10 protein-coding genes are annotated in these 17,403 nt (G+C 73.0%); 5 read left to right on the top strand and 5 right to left on the bottom strand.

Annotated elements, in window-relative coordinates:
- Window positions 1-209 precede the first annotated feature (209 nt).
- Together pepN (SSBG_RS20210) and SSBG_RS20205 are read left to right on the top strand one after the other, a co-directional pair.
- A complete protein-coding gene (pepN, locus tag SSBG_RS20210) occupies window positions 210-2,780 on the top strand; it encodes an aminopeptidase N (protein WP_037870237.1) in 2,571 nt (856 codons plus the stop codon).
- A 340-nt stretch (window positions 2,781-3,120) separates the two neighbouring features.
- Window positions 3,121-4,203, top strand: coding sequence for a hypothetical protein (locus SSBG_RS20205; RefSeq protein ID WP_008747925.1), 1,083 nt, complete (start codon window positions 3,121-3,123; stop codon window positions 4,201-4,203).
- A gap of 468 nt (window positions 4,204-4,671) precedes the next feature.
- On the opposite strand, the gene SSBG_RS20200 is transcribed toward SSBG_RS20205, so the two are convergent.
- Complete coding sequence (locus SSBG_RS20200) at window positions 4,672-6,522, bottom strand: TIGR03767 family metallophosphoesterase (protein ID WP_008747923.1); 1,851 nt, start codon at window positions 6,520-6,522, stop codon at window positions 4,672-4,674.
- A gap of 373 nt (window positions 6,523-6,895) precedes the next feature.
- On the bottom strand, window positions 6,896-7,366 hold the full coding sequence (locus SSBG_RS20195) for an NUDIX hydrolase (protein ID WP_037870236.1): 471 nt from the start codon (window positions 7,364-7,366) through the stop codon (window positions 6,896-6,898).
- Between the two features lie 470 nt (window positions 7,367-7,836).
- On the opposite strand from SSBG_RS20195, the gene SSBG_RS20190 reads away from it, so the two are divergent.
- Window positions 7,837-8,865, top strand: coding sequence for an aspartate-semialdehyde dehydrogenase (locus tag SSBG_RS20190; RefSeq protein ID WP_008747921.1), 1,029 nt, complete (start codon window positions 7,837-7,839; stop codon window positions 8,863-8,865).
- A 143-nt stretch (window positions 8,866-9,008) separates the two neighbouring features.
- On the opposite strand, the gene SSBG_RS20185 is transcribed toward SSBG_RS20190, so the two are convergent.
- Window positions 9,009-10,370: an FAD-dependent monooxygenase gene (locus SSBG_RS20185; protein ID WP_037870233.1), complete on the bottom strand. Its 1,362-nt coding sequence runs from the start codon at window positions 10,368-10,370 to the stop codon at window positions 9,009-9,011.
- Window positions 10,371-10,898: 528 nt separating this feature from the next.
- Between SSBG_RS20185 and pepN (SSBG_RS20180) the strand changes: the two genes are divergently transcribed.
- A complete protein-coding gene (gene pepN, locus SSBG_RS20180; protein WP_008747919.1) occupies window positions 10,899-13,472 on the top strand; it encodes an aminopeptidase N in 2,574 nt (857 codons plus the stop codon).
- Window positions 13,473-15,055: 1,583 nt separating this feature from the next.
- The gene (gene pssA, locus SSBG_RS20170) at window positions 15,056-16,096 is read left to right on the top strand and encodes a CDP-diacylglycerol--serine O-phosphatidyltransferase (RefSeq protein WP_037870230.1); all 1,041 of its coding nucleotides are present in this window, start codon (window positions 15,056-15,058) and stop codon (window positions 16,094-16,096) included.
- A 142-nt stretch (window positions 16,097-16,238) separates the two neighbouring features.
- On the opposite strand, the gene SSBG_RS20165 is transcribed toward pssA, so the two are convergent.
- A complete protein-coding gene (locus SSBG_RS20165; protein ID WP_008747917.1) occupies window positions 16,239-16,646 on the bottom strand; it encodes a PPOX class F420-dependent oxidoreductase in 408 nt (135 codons plus the stop codon).
- Between the two features lie 263 nt (window positions 16,647-16,909).
- Window positions 16,910-17,149 (bottom strand): hypothetical protein, encoded by a 240-nt coding sequence (locus tag SSBG_RS20160; protein ID WP_037871677.1) that lies wholly within the window; start codon window positions 17,147-17,149, stop codon window positions 16,910-16,912.
- Window positions 17,150-17,403 lie beyond the last annotated feature (254 nt).

Below are 17,403 nucleotides of genomic sequence, written 5' to 3'. Positions count from 1 at the left end.
ACTCAGGGTCACGGCCTTCCGACCCGGAGAAATCTCCGGGTTGTTTGTCCGGGGACTCCCTGATGTCCTCCCTCCCCGCCTCGTGCGAGGATCGTTGGCGCATCCCCACAGTGCGGCACGGCACGGCACGGAGCGATGCGGCGCAGCGCCGCAGGCGTGCCGTGCGCCGCGCCACCCCAGCCACGCCCCACAGTCACGAAGGAGTGCCGGTGCCCGGAGAGAACCTGACCCGCGAGGAAGCCCGTACCAGGGCGGAGCTGCTCTCCGTCACCTCGTACGAGGTGGAGCTGGACCTGCGCTCCGCCGTCGGCGAAGCCCCCGCGTCGGGCCCCCGAACCTTCCGCTCGCTGACCACCCTGCGTTTCACCTGCGCGGAACCGGGCGCGAGCAGTTTCGCCGACCTCGTCGCCCCCTCGGTCGGCTCCGTGACGCTCAACGGCCGCGCCCTCGACCCCGCCGAGGTCTTCGACGGCACCCGTATCGCCCTCGACGGGCTCGCCGCCGAGAACACCCTGGTCGTGGACGCACAGTGCGCCTACTCGCGCACCGGCGAGGGGATGCACCGTTTCGTGGACCCCGAGGACGGCGAGGTCTACCTCTACACGCAGTACGAGCCGGCCGACGCCCGCCGGGTCTTCACCAACTTCGAGCAGCCCGACCTCAAGGCCCCCTACCGCTTCCGGGTCCAGGCCCCCGCAAACTGGCGGGTGTGGAGCAACGGGGCGGGAGAGCTGACGTCCGGCGTGTGGGAGTTCGCCGGGACGAAGCCGATCTCGACGTACATCACGTGCGTCGTCGCCGGGCCCTACCACCACGTGACGGACTCCTACCGGCGCGAGCTGCCCGACGGCTCGACGCTGGAGATCCCGCTCGGCGCGATGTGCCGCAAGGGCCTCGCCCCCTATTTCGACGCAGACGACATCTTCCTCGTCACCAAGCAGGGCCTCGACTTCTTCCACGAGAACTTCGACTACCCCTACCCCTTCGGCAAGTACGACCAGGCGTTCGTCCCCGAGTACAACCTCGGTGCGATGGAGAACCCGGGCATGGTCACCTTCCGTGAGGAGTACATCTACCGGGGCAAGGTCACGGAGGCGTCGTACGAGCGGCGCGCGAACGTGATCCTGCACGAGATGGCGCACATGTGGTTCGGAGACCTCGTCACGATGAAGTGGTGGGACGACCTGTGGCTCAAGGAGTCCTTCGCGGACTTCATGGGCGCCTTCTCCATGGTCGAGGCCACCCGGCACCGCAACGGCTGGATCACCTTCGCCAACAACCGCAAGGCGTGGGCGTACCGGGCGGACCAGCTTCCCTCGACGCACCCCATCACCGCCGACATCAGGGACCTCCAGGACGCCAAGCTCAACTTCGACGGCATCACCTACGCGAAGGGCGCGAGTGTCCTCAAGCAGCTCGTCGCCTACGTCGGGCAGGACGCCTTCCTGGAGGGCGCGCGCCGCTACTTCAAGCGCCACGCCTACGGGAACACGACGCTCGGCGACCTGCTCTCGGCGCTCGCCGAGACCTCCGGGCGGGACATGACGAGCTGGGCGGCGGCCTGGCTCCAGACCGCGGGCGTCAACACCCTCACGCCCGAACTGACGCTGAACGGCGGCAAGGTGGGCGAGCTGGCCGTGCGCCAGGAGGCAGCCGCCTCGCACCCCGAGCTGCGGCCCCACCGCGTCGCGATCGGCCTCTACCGGCGCGAGAACGGCGCGCTCGTGCGCTACGCGCGCGGCGAGGCGGACGTCGCCGGGGCCCGCACGGTCGTCGCGGAGCTGGCCGGGCAGGACGCTCCCGAACTGGTCCTCGTCAACGACGACGACCTCACGTACTGCAAGATCAACTTCGATGAGACCTCGCTCGCCACGCTGCGCGCGCACCTCGGCGAGATCACCGATCCCCTGGCCCGCGCCCTGTGCTGGTCTGCGCTGTGGGGGCTCACCCGCGACGGGCTGCTCCCCGGGCGCGAGTTCATCGCGATCATGCTGCGCTTCGCGGGCCGCGAGGGCGACATCGGGGTGCTCCAGATGCTGCACGCCTGGGCTCGCACGACCCTCGCCCACTACGTAACGCCCGGGCGCCGCGAGGAGACCGCCGACGCGCTCGGCGCCGGGGCGCTCAAGGAGCTCAGGGCCGCCGAGCCGGGCAGCCAGCACCAGCTGACCTGGGCCCGCTTCCTCGCCGCCACCGCCGCCTCGACCGGGGAACTCACGCTGCTGGAAGGACTGCTCGCCGGCACGGAGTCCGTCGAGGGCCTGGAGGTGGACCAGGAGCTGCGCTGGACCTTCCTCGAACCGCTCGTCGTGGACGGGCGCGCGGGCGAGAAGGAGATCGAAGCCGAACTGGCCCGCGACCACACCGCTTCCGGCAGACGCCACCAGGTGCGGCTGCTCGCCTCCCGGCCCACCGAGGCCGTGAAGGCGCAGGTGTGGGCGCAGGTCGTGGAATCGGACGAGTTGTCCAACGCGCTCGTCGAGGCGAGCATCGCCGGTTTCGAGCAGCCCGGGCAGCGGGCGCTCATCGCGCCGTACGCGGAGAAGTACTTCGCGGCCATCGCCCGGGTGTGGAACGAGCGGTCCATCCAGATCGGCATGGACATCGTGCGGGGCCTCTTCCCCTCGCTCCAGGACAGCGAGGCGACGCTGGAGCAGGCCGATACCTGGCTGCTCCAGCACCCGGAGGTCTCGCAGGCGGCGCGGCGGCTCGTGGCCGAGTCGCGGGACGACCTCGCGCGGGCCCTGCGGGCCCAGGAGTGCGACGCGAAGGCGGGGTGAGCCGGGACCGCGAGCTCCGCTAGGGGGAAGGGGGGCGACGGGGGCAGGGAAGCGGGCGCTGTGCTCCGTCCTGCCGGAGGGGGGAGTTCGCGGAAGGCGTGCCATTCCCCGCCCCCGCCCCCGTCTCTGCCCCGGGCCGGGGGAGGGGCCTCCGGCCCGGGCGCGGGGCAGGGGCTCCGTCGCAGCCGGCGTCGCGGACGGGAAGGGGGCTTCCTCACCCGTTCAGCCCCTCCCCCATATCGGTACTCGAACACGCGTACTTTAGGACGAAGTTGTCCGGTTTCGTCTACGGAATCGTTACAGCGGTTAGCCGGGGGCGTGGAGGAGGAAGACCCCCGGCATGACTCATCTCTCCTCTGCCGTCCCCGCTTCCTCAGCCGCCCCCGCGGCACGCGAGTTGCCCGTCACGGGACCGCACCTCGTGGCCGACGCCGCGCAGTTGCGCGCCCGGGGGATCAGCACCGCCCGCCTGACGGCCCGTTGTGCCGCGGGCGGGGGGTGGCAGCGGCTGCTGCCCGGCGTGTTCCTGCTGCGTTCGGGGCGGCCGACGACGGAGGAGCGGCTGCACGCGGCGGTGCGCTACGCGCGGCGGCCCCCGGCCGGGCGGGCGCGCGGGGTCCCGGCCCAGCCCACCTCCGAGGAGTCCCGCGACCCCGGCACGGTCGCGATGATCACGGGCCCGGCCGCCCTCGCCCTGCACGGCTTCCCCCTGGAGGGGCCGGTGAGTTCGCTCGCCGCGGCGGAGCGGTACGACGTCTTGGTGCCGCGTACGCGCCGGTTGCGCTCGACCGGGTTCGTACGGATCGTGCGCGGCGCGGAACTGCCAGTCCCGCAGCAGGTGACGGGCGTGCCGACCGCGCCGGTGACGCGGGCGCTCGCGGACACGGTCGCCGAACTGAGCGACGCGGCAGCGGTGACGCGCCTCCTGGGGCGCGCGGTCCGCGAGGGCTACTGCGCTCCGGGAGCGCTCCTCGCCGAACTGCGCCGCTGCGGGCTCATGAGCAGGCCGTGCGTACTGGACGCCATGGAGACGCTGTTGCGCGAGGACCGGGGGGTCGCCGAGGAACGCCTGTACCGCATGGTGGAGGAGGGCGGTCTGCCCGACCCGGCGTGGAACGTCGAACTGCGGCTCCCGCAGGGCCCGACGCTCGGCACGGTCGACGCGTACTGGCCGGAGCAGGCGGTCGCGGTCGAACTGGACACCCGGGTGCACCGGCCCGGCGAGGCGGGCGAGCCGGACGTGACGTGGACGGAGTCGGCACGCAAGCGGGAGCGTCTGGAACTGCTCGGCATCACGCTCCTCCACCTCACCCCGCGCAAGCTGCGGGACGCGACCGAGCAGCAGTCCTGCGTCGTGCGCACGGCACTGCTCACGGCGGCGGACCGCGACCCGGCGGCGTACGTGGAAGTACTGCCACGCTGAGACACGCGGCCTCTCGGAGTGGCGGCGGGGAGGCGGGGCGACGGCCGGGGGCACGCCGTCGCCGGGCTCAGGGCGCCGTCGGGACCAGACGGTTGACCGCCGAACGGCGCGGGCCGACGCTTCGGCGCGGGGTCTCGCTTAAACCTGCGCCGGCGAGACGGCGCGGGCTCGGGCCCGCGTGGCCTTCGGGTGCTGCGAGTCCCTGCCGCCGCCCGGGCTCGCGCGGCCGGTCCGTAGCCAGAGCGGCAGGCACGTCACGCGGCGGGGACGGCGGCGCGCCCCGATCCGGTGCGCCACCGCCTGCCCCGCCTCCCCCGACCACACCGCGCCTCACCGCACACGTCAGCACTCCCCCTCCCCCTCCCGCGTGAGCCTCCCGAACACCCGCACGAGACGACTTCCGGACATATGTCGACAAGGCGACGTGGTCACCCGTAGACGTGTGTACGGCCGTTCGGGGGACGGGGCTCAGCGGACGGGGAGCAGGAGTTCGGTGTTGCGGTCGGAGGGGCGTCCGGCGAGGGTCGGGCGGGCTCCGGGGGCGTTGAGGGCGAGTTCGCGGTAGAGGGAGGCGAGGCCCAGGGGGCCGAGGTCGGTGAAGTCCGTCACCGCCGGGGCGGCGGACTCGACCAGGGTGGTGAAGAGGGAGAGCGTGCCGTCGCCGTTGGCCGTCAGCTCGACGACACGGGCGAGCTGGGGGTGGTCGATGTGGGACGCCGTGGAGATCTCCCAGAAGCCGGGATGCGGGGTGATCGCGTTCTTGCGGCTGTGGCCGTTGATCCACGCGAGCACGCGGGGACTGCGGCTGAGCAGCTCGCGCACCGCCGTGCCGTCCCTGCGGCGTTCGCCGGGGCGGGCCGGATCGGGGCGGGTGTTGCGCATCGTGGCGCTCGTGTGGTGGCTGAAGACCAGGGCGTAGGGCTGTTCGGCGCGCGCGAGGGTGCGTTCGAGCCACCGGAACTGGGTCTCGTCCAGCGAGCCCTCGTAGTGGCCGCCGAGGTCGGTCGTGTCCAGGCTGATGCCGAGGACGTCGTCGCCGATCGGGAAGGCGTAGTAGCGGACGCGACGGTCCAGGGAGTTCTCCGTGTAACCGTGGCCGTGGGGTCCCGGGCCGGTGTGCCGGGGGTCGAGGTGGGCGCGCAGGTACTGCTCGGGGGTGATCGGCGCGCGGCGCGGGTCGGGCGTGACACGGCGGGTGCGGCGGCGCTGCTCGCGCAGGAGGTCGCGGAAGAGCGCCCCCTTGGGGTCCTGTCCCGCGGTGACCTTGCCCCAGAAGCCGGCGCCGGTCCCGGCGGGAAGGCTCATGAGCTTGCGGTCGCCGGTGGCGATCTCCGGCGCCCAGCCGTCGCCGGGCGCCCAGCAGCCGCCAGGGAGGAAGTCGTGGTTCCCGACGGTGGAGTACCAGGGAAGGTTGAGTCCGGGACTGCGCAGAGTGCGCGTCGCTGCGGTGAGATAGCCGGGGAGGTACGGGAAGCCGTTGCGCTTGTCGGCGTCGGCACGTCGGGTGCCGGGCTGCCAGTACAGGTCGAGCCCGGCGCTCTGCACCCCCTCGAAGTGACCGCGGAGGCCCGTGTCGGGGGTGACGGGGCCGCCGCTCATGAGGCCGAGGAACCAGTCGAGTTCGCAGGCCGCGTTGTTGTCGGTGTTGTCGCCGGTCGTCATGACGAGGTCGAGCGGGGCACCTGTCGCGGGCGCGCCGCGCAGCCCGTTGACGCGTGCGACGAGCGCGAGCGCCCCGGCGACGGACAGGGCCTCCTGCGGCCGCCAGGCGCTCGCGGTCGCGGCACGCAGGTACTCGTACCGCAGCGGGTGCTGCACGTCGACCAGGTGCAGGTCGGTGAACTGGACGAGCGCGGCGAGTGTCCGGCGGCGCTCCTGCCGTCCCGCGTGCGCGGTGGCGAGGTCCTCGCGCACGAGCCGTTCCCAGCCGGGTCCCTCGGCGAGGCGCCGGTAGCCGCCCGGAGCACCGCGCGGGGTGGAGACGGAGGCGAGGGTGGTGCCCTCGGTGTACGGGGCGGGCGGCGAGGGACGCGAGGAGGGCCGGGCGGCCGGGGCCGCCGCGGGTAGGGAAGCGGCGGCGGTGCGGGGCGGACTCCCCCAGGCGCCGAGCGCGCCCGAGAGTCCGGCGGCCCCGACGGTGAGGCCGGCGGTCGACGCGGCGAGAAGGAACGTACGGCGGGCGGGAGCGGGACGCGAGGCGGGAGTGCGGGGAGCAGGTGTGCGGTGGGGGGGTGCTGCTGGAGTGCGTACGCGACATGCGCGTCCCTCCCGGGCGGCGGGAGGGGGCGGTTTGCCCTCCTCACCAGGGAGGTTCGGCAGCGCGCGTGGCCACGACGTGAACGCCACCGCACGGTTCGCCGCCGCTTGGGCTACGGGGATCACCGCATACGCCGCGCCGTCCCCGCCCCGCCGGACAACGGCTTCCCGAGGGCAACGAAGGGTTCATGTACGGGGGTAGGCGAGGCCGTTCAAGAGGCCCTACGAGTCTGGCGGCGGTGGACACCGGGGGGAGAACGCCGCGTCCCGTACGGGAGGCGCGGTGCAGGGCGAGCCGTACGGCTCGCGGAGCGGTGCGCGGCAAGCCGTACGATCCGCAGGGCGGTACGGAACGGCCCACCGAGCGGGTACGGAACGGGCGGGGCGGCGACGACGGCGCCCCCGCCGCGTACGGCGCCTCGGCACCCCGTACCTCTTACGCCTCTCTCGGTACCCGGCCCACCGCCGGGCGTTCCCGCCACAGACGCATCCCGACCTCCACGAGTTCCACGTGCGGAAGCTCGGGGATCTCGGCGACCGGGTGCCAGGCGGCGAGATCGGTGGAGCCGTTCTCCTCGTTGCGGAGGCTGCCGCCCGTGATCTCCGCCTCGTACACGAGGCGGAGGCCGTGGAAGGCGGAGCGGGTGCCCATGCGGCTGTGTTCACGGCGGATGGAGTCCGTGCCGAGGAGCGAGGTGGGCTCGGCCTCGTAACCGGTTTCCTCGGCCACCTCGCGGATCACCGTGTCGTACGGGTCCTCGCCGGGTTCCATACCGCCGCCCGGCAGGGTCCACAGACGGCGGCCGTCGGCCGCCACCCACCGGGCGAGCAGGATCTCGGGGCTCGCGTTCACACGGTTCTCGCGGACACACACGGCGTAGGACGCCACCCTCAATTCCCAGCGCATCCATCGACGTTAGCCGCTCCGTGCGGAGCGGGCCCAGGAGACCGGAAATGCGGCGAGGTGGTGACCTGCCTGGAGTTCAGCACGGCGATGGTCGGAAAAACGCACCGAAATCCGGGCGGGCGATCGTCCGATGATCGCGACGAACCAGCACGGCGATCATCCGATGATCAAGGCGGATCAGCCCGGCAAGCCCCCACATCGGCACGGCGATCGTCCTACCATCGCCCGGTAAATCAGGTGGGCGATCATCGGATGATCGCCCACCGTCCCCCTCTCTCCCCCACCACCGCAGCCACCCCGCCGCCACCGCCCACCACGTGACCGGCCTCACCCCGACCGCTTCCGGCACCGCCCCCGCTGTGGCACGTCCCACGTAGTGAACATTGCATTGGACAGAGCGGCCCCGGGCAGTCGCATCATGGTCGTATGTCCGCAGGCCAGCCAAGGCCGCAGCAGTGAAGGAGTCCTCCGTGAGGGTCGGAATCGTCGGAGCCACCGGTCAGGTCGGCACGGTCATGCGCAGGATTCTCGCCGAGCGGGAGTTCCCGGTCACCGAGCTGCGGCTCTTCGCCTCCTCGCGCTCCGCGGGTTCCACGATCGACTGGCAGGGCGGTCCCGTCACGGTCGAGGACGCGGCGACGGCCGACTACCAGGGCCTGGACATCGTCCTGTTCTCCGCCGGTGGCGCGACCTCGAAGGCACTCGCCGAGAAGGTCGCGGCGGCCGGTGCCGTCGTGATCGACAACTCCTCCGCCTGGCGCCGCGACCCCGAGGTCCCCCTCGTCGTCTCCGAGGTCAACCCGCACGCGATCGCCGACCGCCCCAAGGGCATCATCGCCAACCCGAACTGCACGACGATGGCCGCGATGCCCGTCCTCAAGCCGCTGCACCGCGAGGCCGGTCTCGAAGCGCTCGTCGTCGCCACCTACCAGGCCGTGTCCGGCTCGGGGCTCGCCGGAGTCGCCGAGTTGCACGGGCAGGCGCAGAAGACCGTGGCCGAGGCGGACAAGCTGACGCACGACGGCGAGGCGGTCGCGTTCCCCGAGCCCGGCGTCTACAAGCGCCCGATCGCCTTCAACGTCGTACCGCTCGCGGGCGGCCTCGTGGACGACGGCTCCTTCGAGACGGACGAGGAGCAGAAGCTGCGCCACGAATCGCGCAAGATCCTGGAGGTTCCCGGCTTGAAGGTCTCGGGCACCTGCGTGCGCGTTCCGGTCTTCTCCGGCCACTCCCTGCAGATCAACGCCCGCTTCGCGCGCCCGCTGAGCGTCGCCCGGGCCGAGGAACTGCTCGCCGCGGCGGAGGGCGTCGAGCTGTCCGAGATCCCGACGCCGCTCCAGGCGGCGGGCAAGGACCCCTCCTACGTGGGCCGCGTCCGCGCCGACGAGACGGTCGAGAACGGTCTCGCGCTCTTCGTGTCGAACGACAACCTGCGCAAGGGCGCGGCGCTCAACGCGGTGCAGATCGCGGAGCTGGTCGCCGCCGAGCTCAAGGGCTGAGGCCCGGGCCGGGCCAGCCGGGAGCGGCGAACGGAGCCGCCGGACTCCCGCCGAGGCCCGGCACACCCGCCGTCACGGGGCGGTCCCACCAGACAGGGGGCCGCCCCGTCCGCGTTCCCGCTCGGCCTCGGCCCGCCGCGCGCTCACCACGCCTCCGCCGCCGCCTCCAGCGCCAGGTGGGCCGCCGTCCAGTGATGCAGCTCCTCGGCCGTCAGCACGTCCCCGACCTGCGCGAATCCATCCGGCGCCCGCTCGGCGACGAGGTCGAGAAGGACATCGCAGGGAAGCGGTGGCGCGATGTCGAGAGCGGCGACGCGGGCCGCGCGGTGGCTCTCGTAGAGGCGCATTCCGGCGGCGCGGTCGGGGGTCGTACGGGCGAGACAGCGGGCGAGGACCGCGGCGTCGAGCACGGCGAGACCGGTGCCGTCCGGGACGGCGGGCAGGAGGGGGTGGGCGGCGTCCCCGATGAGACTCACGCGGCCCTCGCCCCAGCGCCTGAGCGGCGCGCGTCCGACGAGGGGGCTGCCGTGGATACGAGGTGTCGCGGCGAGCAGCGCGGGCACGTCGAGATCGCCGATGCGCCAGCCCGCGTAGTGCGGCAGCACCTCGGCGAGCCGCCCCCTGCGGTTCCAGTCGGCCGCTCCGGCGCCGCCCGGCAGGGCCTCCGGTCCCAGCCGTACGCTCGCCGTCCAGTGCAGGAGCGCCTGGCCGCGTCGCGGCAGGCTCTCGTACGGGTACGGGGTGCCCGGCCGGTTCCCGTACGGCACGCGGAGGCCGCCCGCGTAGGGCGTTGCGGGGTCGTCGGCGTAGGCGTACGGGGGCTGTGCGCCGTTGTCGTACGGGTACGAGACGGGGTGGACGTGCAGCCGGACCCCGCCGCCGCCCGCGACCACGACGGTGCGCCCGCCGAGGACGGGCTGCCAGGGGACGAGGCCGCGCCACAGCCATACGCCGCTCCAGCCGGGGGGTGCCTCGCCCGGGTGGAGCCCGGCGCGGACGGCGGAGCGCAGCCCGTCGGCGCCTATCAGCGCGAGCGCCGTCTCGCTGCGCACCCGGCCGCCGCCGCGCAGGGTGACCCGGACGCCTTCGCTCTCGCTCTGGTGGAAGCGGACGACGGCGGTCGAGGTGCGGACCGCGTCGGCGCCGAGTCTGGCCCGTACCGCCTGGAGCAGGAGGTCCTGGAGCACGGCGCGGTGAATGCTGTACTGCGGCACCGGGTGCCCCAGGCCGAGGCCGCGCGGTTCGCTCCACAGGTGGCCGCCGTGCCGGTCGTAGTGGGAGAGGACGGCGGGGGCGACGGCGTGGCGGGCGAGGGAATCCCCGAGGCCGAGCGCGGTGAGTTCGGCGACGGCACTCGGCGGCAGGCTCACGCCGGTGCCGGCGGGCAACGGGAGGCCGGCGGCTTCGACGACCACGGCCCTGATGCCGGCGGCGTGCAGGCCGAGCGCGAGGGTGAGGCCGCCGATCCCGGCGCCGGACACCAGGACGTCGTGGTCCACGGGCACGGGCGCGCACCGCCTCTCGTAGGGGCCCTCGACGCCGGGCGCCGGGCGGGCCCACGGGTCCCCGTCGCGGCCCGGACGGGGCCTCGGCGCGCGGATAGTACCCCGTGTGGCACTGGGTGCAGAACGGCCGGAGCGGGCGGGAGGTTCCGTTCTGAGCGGAGAAAGGGGTTTCTGGCCCCCTCGGCCGGAACTCAGGGAAATATCAGGGCAGGAGAACGGGCATTCCGGGACGCCGACGAGGGAAGGGGCGGGCGGGACAAGGGTGCTCGGGGACATCCCCCGAGAACCGCCCCGGGGATGTCCCGGAGGCGGGCTCGAACAGAACCCTCGGCCGTCGTCCGGGAAAACCCGGAGGGACCCCCGAGGGCCGGTGGCCCCGGAGCGTCCGGCGCGCGAACCCGTGGTCCTCCCGGGCCCCGCGAGGCAGTGCCCGCGTGGAAGGATGGGCGCCATCACACACCGAAACCGACATTCGGCGCGGCGGGTCATCCCCCACCCGCACCGGACCGAGCAGGACGAGGAGCGAGCGTGCCTGGCACGAATCTGACCCGCGAAGAGGCGCAGGAGCGGGCGCGGCTGCTGACGGTCGACGCCTACGACATCGACCTCGACCTCAGTGGCGCGCAGGAGGGCGGGACGTTCCGGTCCGTGACGACCGTGCGCTTCGACGCGGCCGAGGCGGGCGCGTCGACGTTCATCGACCTCGTCGCGCCCGCGGTCCACGAGGTCGTCCTCAACGGCGAGTCGCAGGACCCGGCACAGGTCTTCGCCGACTCCCGCATCGCGCTGGGCGGGCTGCGCGAGGGCCGCAACGAACTGCGGATCGTGGCGGACTGCGCGTACACCAACACCGGTGAGGGTCTGCACCGTTTCGTCGACCCGGTGGACCAGCAGGCTTATCTGTACACGCAGTTCGAGGTGCCGGACGCGCGCCGCGTCTTCGCCAGCTTCGAGCAGCCCGACCTCAAGGCCGCCTTCACCTTCACCGTGACGGCCCCCGAGGGCTGGACGGTCATCTCGAACTCGCCGACGCCGGAGCCGAAGGACAACCTCTGGTCCTTCGCGCCGACCCCACGCATCTCCTCCTACATCACCGCGCTCATCGCCGGTCCGTACCACGCGGTGCACAGCGAGTACGTCAACGGCGAGCAGCGCGTGCCGCTCGGCATCTACTGCCGTCCCTCCCTCGCGGAGCACCTGGACGCCGAGCACATCTTCGAGGTCACCCGGCAGGGCTTCGCCTGGTTCCAGGAGAAGTTCGACTACGAGTACCCCTTCGCCAAGTACGACCAGCTCTTCGTCCCCGAGTTCAACGCGGGCGCGATGGAGAACGCCGGCGCGGTGACCATCCGCGACCAGTACGTCTTCCGCTCCAAGGTGACCGACGCGGCCTACGAGCGGCGTGCCGAGACCATCCTTCACGAGCTGGCCCACATGTGGTTCGGCGACCTCGTGACGATGGAGTGGTGGAACGACCTGTGGCTCAACGAGTCGTTCGCCACCTACACCTCGGTCGCCTGCCAGGCCGCCGCGCCTGGCTCGCGCTGGCCGGCCGCCTGGACGACCTTCGCGAACACCGAGAAGACGTGGGCCTACCGGCAGGACCAGCTCCCCTCCACGCACCCGATCATGGCGGAGATCAAGGACCTGGACGACGTCCTCGTCAACTTCGACGGGATCACGTACGCGAAGGGCGCCAGCGTCCTCAAGCAGCTCGTCGCCTACGTCGGACAGGACGAGTTCTTCGCGGGAGTGCGGGCGTACTTCAAGCGCCACGCCTTCGGCAACACGCGGCTGAGCGACCTGCTCGGCGCCCTGGAGGAGACCTCCGGGCGGGATCTGTCGACGTGGGCGCGGAAGTGGCTCCAGACCGCCGGGATCAACGTGCTGCGCCCGGTGATCGACGTTGACAGCGAGGGCAGCATCACCTCCTTCGCCGTCAAGCAGGAGGCGCCCGCGCTGCCGGCCGGGGCGCGCGGCGAGGCCGTGCTGCGCCCGCACCGCATCGCGGTCGGGCTCTACGAGCTGGGCACGGACGGCAAGCTGGTCCGCACGGACCGCGTGGAGCTGGACGTGGACGGGGAGCTGACGCCCGTCGAAGTGCTCGTCGGCAAGCCCCGCCCGGCCGTCGTGCTGCTCAACGACGACGACCTCTCCTACGCCAAGGTGCGGCTGGACGAGGACTCGCTGCGGGTCGTCACCGAGCACCCTGGCGACTTCGAGGAGTCGCTGCCGCGTGCCCTGTGCTGGGCGGCGGCCTGGGACATGACGCGGGACGGCGAGATGGCCGCCCGTGACTATGTCGAGCTCGTCCTGCGCGGGGTCGGCAAGGAGTCGGACATCGGTGTCGTCCAGTCGCTCCAGCGGCAGGCGAAGCTCGCGATCGACCAGTACGCCGACCCGTCCTGGCGCGACCGCGGGCTGACCCGCTGGACAGATGCGACGCTGGCGCACCTGCGGTCCTCGGCCCCGGGCAGCGACCACCAGCTCGCCTGGGCCCGTGCCTTCGCCGACACCGCGCGCACCCCGGACCAGCTCGACATCCTCGTCGGCCTCCTGGAAGGCACGCAGAGCGTCGAGGGCCTGGCCGTGGACGCCGAGCTGCGCTGGGCCTTCGTGCAGCGGCTCGCCTCCGTGGGCCGGTACGACGTGGAGGAGATCGACGCCGAGTTCGCCAAGGACCGCACGGCGGCCGGCGAGCGGCACGCGGCGACGGCCCGCGCCGCGCGGCCGACGGAGGAGGCGAAGGCGGAGGCGTGGGCCTCGGTCGTCGCGTCCGACACGCTGCCGAACGCCGTGCAGGAGGCCGTGATCTTCGGCTTCGTGCAGACGGACCAGCGTGAGCTGCTCGCCCCGTACACGGAGAAGTACTTCGCCGCCGTGGGCGAGGCGTGGAACAGCCGCTCGCACGAGATGGCGCAGCAGATCGCCGTGGGCCTCTACCCGGCTCTCCAGGTGAGCGAGGAAACCCTCGCGGCCACGGATGCCTGGCTCGCGTCGGCTCAGCCCTCGGACGCCCTGCGGCGCCTGGTGACGGAGTGCCGCGCGGGCATCGAGCGCGCGCTGAAGGCCCAGTCGGCGGACGCGGCCGCGGGCCGCTGAAGCGGGTCCCCGGCGGGGTGGACGGCCGCTACGGCGGCCGGCCCCGCTGGGGGCAGCCCGGCCCGCCGGGGGGGCGGGTAGCCCGGCTCCGCTGGGGGGGGCGGTGGCGGCGCGGGTTTGCTGGGGGCGGCACGGCTCCGCTGGGAAGCGGGGGCACAGCTCCGCTGAGGACGGCGGCACGGGTTCGTTGGGCATGTGTCCGCTGGGGGCGGACTATCTGTGGCGGGGAGCCGTCCTGTCGGGGTGGTCACCTCTGACACGGCGTGCCCGGTCCTGTCAGAGGCAGCCTCCTCCTGTCGTGGGCTGGCCGGGCTGAGGGCCCGTCGCGTGTGGCATGGGGGCTGCTCCTCCGGCCAGGAGGGGCAATCACCCGCCCGGCGGGAGGGAGCCGTGGGTGCGCTCGGGGAGGGGGGCGGGCTCGCTCGGCGGCAGGCTCAACTCGCGGGACACCCGGCGGTGGCCCGGGGCCCGGGGGGCCCGGAGGACGGGGCAGCCGGACGTCCGTAGGCGGGTGCGCGGAAGGTCCAACCACCCGCCCGCAGCCAAAGCGACGGCCACCAGGTAGCGCGCCTTCCAGGTCACGCCGGATCGGGCAGCCCGAGCGGCGAGAACACCCGGCGGCCGTAGAGCAGCCGGAGGCCGGGGAGCGCCCCAAGTCGACAAGGCGACCCACGGCCAGTGAAGCGAGGCACGCCGAGCGGGCGGCATGAGCCGGGGGCGCCAATACGTGCGGAGCGAGCCGACCCACGCGGCGTGAGCCGACACGTGCCGCGCGAGCTGTCCCCCGTGCCGGGGGCCGGTATTCACCTCCGCGAGGGCTCAAACCCACGAGGGGGACGTGTCCCAGTTGCACACCACGGAGCGGCCCGACCAAAAGTGAGTGGTCCCTCCCGCCTACGGAGTCCGACAGGCCTCTGACCCCGGGGCCACGAGTCCCGCAGGCCGCGCGCCCCGTGCGCCGCAGGCCGCGCCCCACAGGCCCGCGCCCTGCAAGCCATGCCTGGCGCTCGCAGAGACCCGGCCAGGTTCCTGCCTGTCCGGAGCCCGATCCACTCCTCCACCGGGAGGTACCACCACCCAGTCCCAGCGGTCCCACCCCGCGTCCCCCTCACGACGCCCCCTGCCCCTCCCCCACAACACGCCGCGCACCCACCCTCACCGTCCCCATGACGCGCCCAGCCCGAGCCCACCGAGTTCCGTCCCTCACCCTCCGTGTCCCCCTCGCCGGGGCCATCCGGTCCCGTCGTCGTCCACGCCCGGTGACCTTGCGTGCTCCACTGGCGTCGGTGCGGCGGAGGCGAGGCCGGTGCGATGTGAGCCATGTCGCCTGCCAGGAAGGGGAACTGACTGAGCGTCAGTAAACGTCTCAGTGAGAGGATTCGGAAGGGTGTGACGAGGTCGGTGGGTGCCCGGAGTCATCCGAGCGCGCCCCCGCTCGCTACAGTGGCCACTTCGCGATGACGAGCCGTCAAGGTTCGGGCGCGTCCGTCCCCCTTCGGTGACGTGCCTCTTCGCGACTCCCGGAACAGCGCGGCGCAGTGGCGTCCGCCGATCCGGAACACCTTCAAGTTCCCCCAAGGAGCATGATCTTGAGCGTCACCGAACCGGAGACGACCACCAGGACCTGGCGAAGGGGCCGGCGTACGGCCCGCCTCTCCCGCCTCCCCCGCCAGGTCCACCGCCCCGCCGCCGGGGCAGGTCGCGCCCCGCTCAGCGCGTCCGCTCCCTCCCCCGCCCCGGCCCGTCCCGCCACGAGCACCGGCGCGGGCATCGGTCCTGGTGCCGGCACCGCTCTCGCCGAGGCGCCCTCCTCCGCCCCCGGCCCCGACAAGCCGTCCCGTGCTCCCGTCAACGGCGGGGGCGGCGAGGAGGAGGTCCGGTTGCGGCTCTCGCTCGCCGACCTGCTCACGCTGGGCAACGCGGTGTGCGGTTTCGCGGCGATCTACTGCGTCACCACGGCCGTCCTCATCCCGCACCTGCTCGACGGGACGAGTGGCGACGGGGTGCGGCAGGGCGGGGCGTCGGCGGTGATGTTCATCCTGCTCGGCGCGCTCTTCGACCTGTGCGACGGGATCGTCGCGCGTCGCTTCGGCGGCTCCGGGATGGGGCCCGAGCTGGACAACCTCTCGGACCTCATCAGCTTCGGCCTCGCGCCGGCCTACTTCGTCCTCGTGTGGGGGCTCGTCGGTGGTGGTGAGAACCACCTGGGGCTCACCACGGTCTCGGCCGTCGCGGTGCTGCTGGGCGGGGTGATGCGGCTCGCGCGGTTCTCCATCACGACGATGCGGGACGGGATGTTCGAGGGAATGCCCATTCCCTTCGCCGCGCTCACGGTGCTCTCCGTGGTGCTGCTCCAGCTTCCCTTCGTCGTCACCGTTCTCGCGGTGCTCGCGATCGCGTACCTCATGGTCAGCCGGGTGGCATATCCGAAGCCGTCCGGGCGGCTCGCGGTGGCCACGGCCGCGTGGGGCGCGGTCAACATCGGCTGCCTCGTGGCCTGGGCGCTGGACTGCCCCGGCGGTGAGACGCTGCTCGTGACGGGCTGCGGCCTCCAGGTCGCCCTGGCCGCCGCGCTGCCGGTCACGGCGGGCGTGCGCAGGATGGCGCGCGGGCGCTCCGTCTGATCGCGGGGCGGGCCGGGCCCGGCTCGCCCGGCCACCAAGCGGAGCACGACGCGTCACACGAAGGGCCCCGGAGCGGCGTGCTCCCGGGCCCTTCGTGTGGGACCGCCACCGGGGCGGCGCCGTCGGGCCGTCGGGCCGTACGTCAGCGGGCGTTGCCCGTGACGCGTTCCGGGGTGATGCGCAGGACGACGCGGACGTTCTCGGGCGGCAGGGCAAGGTACTCCTCGCCCGCGCCGGGGCCTACGTACCGCTCGGCGAGGCGGACCGCGAGGGCGCGCCCCTCGTCCTCCGAGACCTGTGCCGTGCCCCGTACCTCGACGTACCGCTGCGGGTCCTGCGGGTCGTAGACGCACAGGCTGACGGGCGGGCGGAGCGCGGCGTTGCGGACCTTGACGCGGCCCTCCTGCGAGGAGACGACTATGTCGTCCCCGTCGAGGCCGTACCAGACGACGGAGGCCGCGGGAGCGCCGTCGGGGCCTGTGGTCGCGAGGACGGCGTAGAGAGGGCGCGCGAGCAGCGCGCGGGCGAAATCGCTCAGCTTGATGGCCATGCGGCGGATGCTATGCCCGGTGCCGGAGCGCCGGGACGGGAGGACGACTCCCGTGCGTGGGATGCCGCCCGTCGGCCGGTCTCGTGGCGAACGGGTTCTCCGCGTGGCCGACAGGGCGCGAGACCGCGATGCCGTACCGGGGGGCACCGCGCGATCCTGAGCGTGTGTCCGCTGACGGCTTCCGGGGCGTGGGTACGCCACAGGCCGGGCCGTCGCCCTGACCTGTGGTGAGGGGCGGCCCGGCGGGCGGGAAGGGGTGCGGCTCAGGCGTGCGGCTGGCCCGCGCTCTTCTTGCTGCCGGCCATCACGAGGCCCGCGATCACGAGGAAGGCCAGGATCGGGATGCCGACGAACAGGCCGAGGGTCTGGAGCACGCTCAGACCTGAGCCGGGGTCGTCGCCGTCGTCGCGGGTGAGCGCGAGAGCGGGGGACGTCATGGCCAGCATGAGCAGCGTCGTACCGGCGGCGATGGTGCCGGCGCGCAGGGAGTTCTTCTTGTCCACGGGCTTCTTGTCCACGCTCCCAACTTAGCCGGGCCGCTTCGGCGCCGCGCGGGCGGGGGGCCGTACGGGGAGGTACCGCCGCAACACGCCGAAGCCCGGGACCGCCGACGTCCCCGGCCACCGGCCGACGCGCCCCACGCCCCGCCCGACGCCCCTGCACCCCGCCCGATGCCCCGTGCCCCAGCGCCCCAGCGCCCCGCCCGACGCTGTATTCCTCCTTTCAATTAATAGAAAATTAATTTTTTTTTTTTTTT

The organism is Streptomyces sp. SPB074, assembly GCF_000154905.1.
Lineage (GTDB): Bacteria > Actinomycetota > Actinomycetes > Streptomycetales > Streptomycetaceae > Streptomyces.
This window is presented reverse-complemented; position numbering and strand designations above follow the sequence as displayed.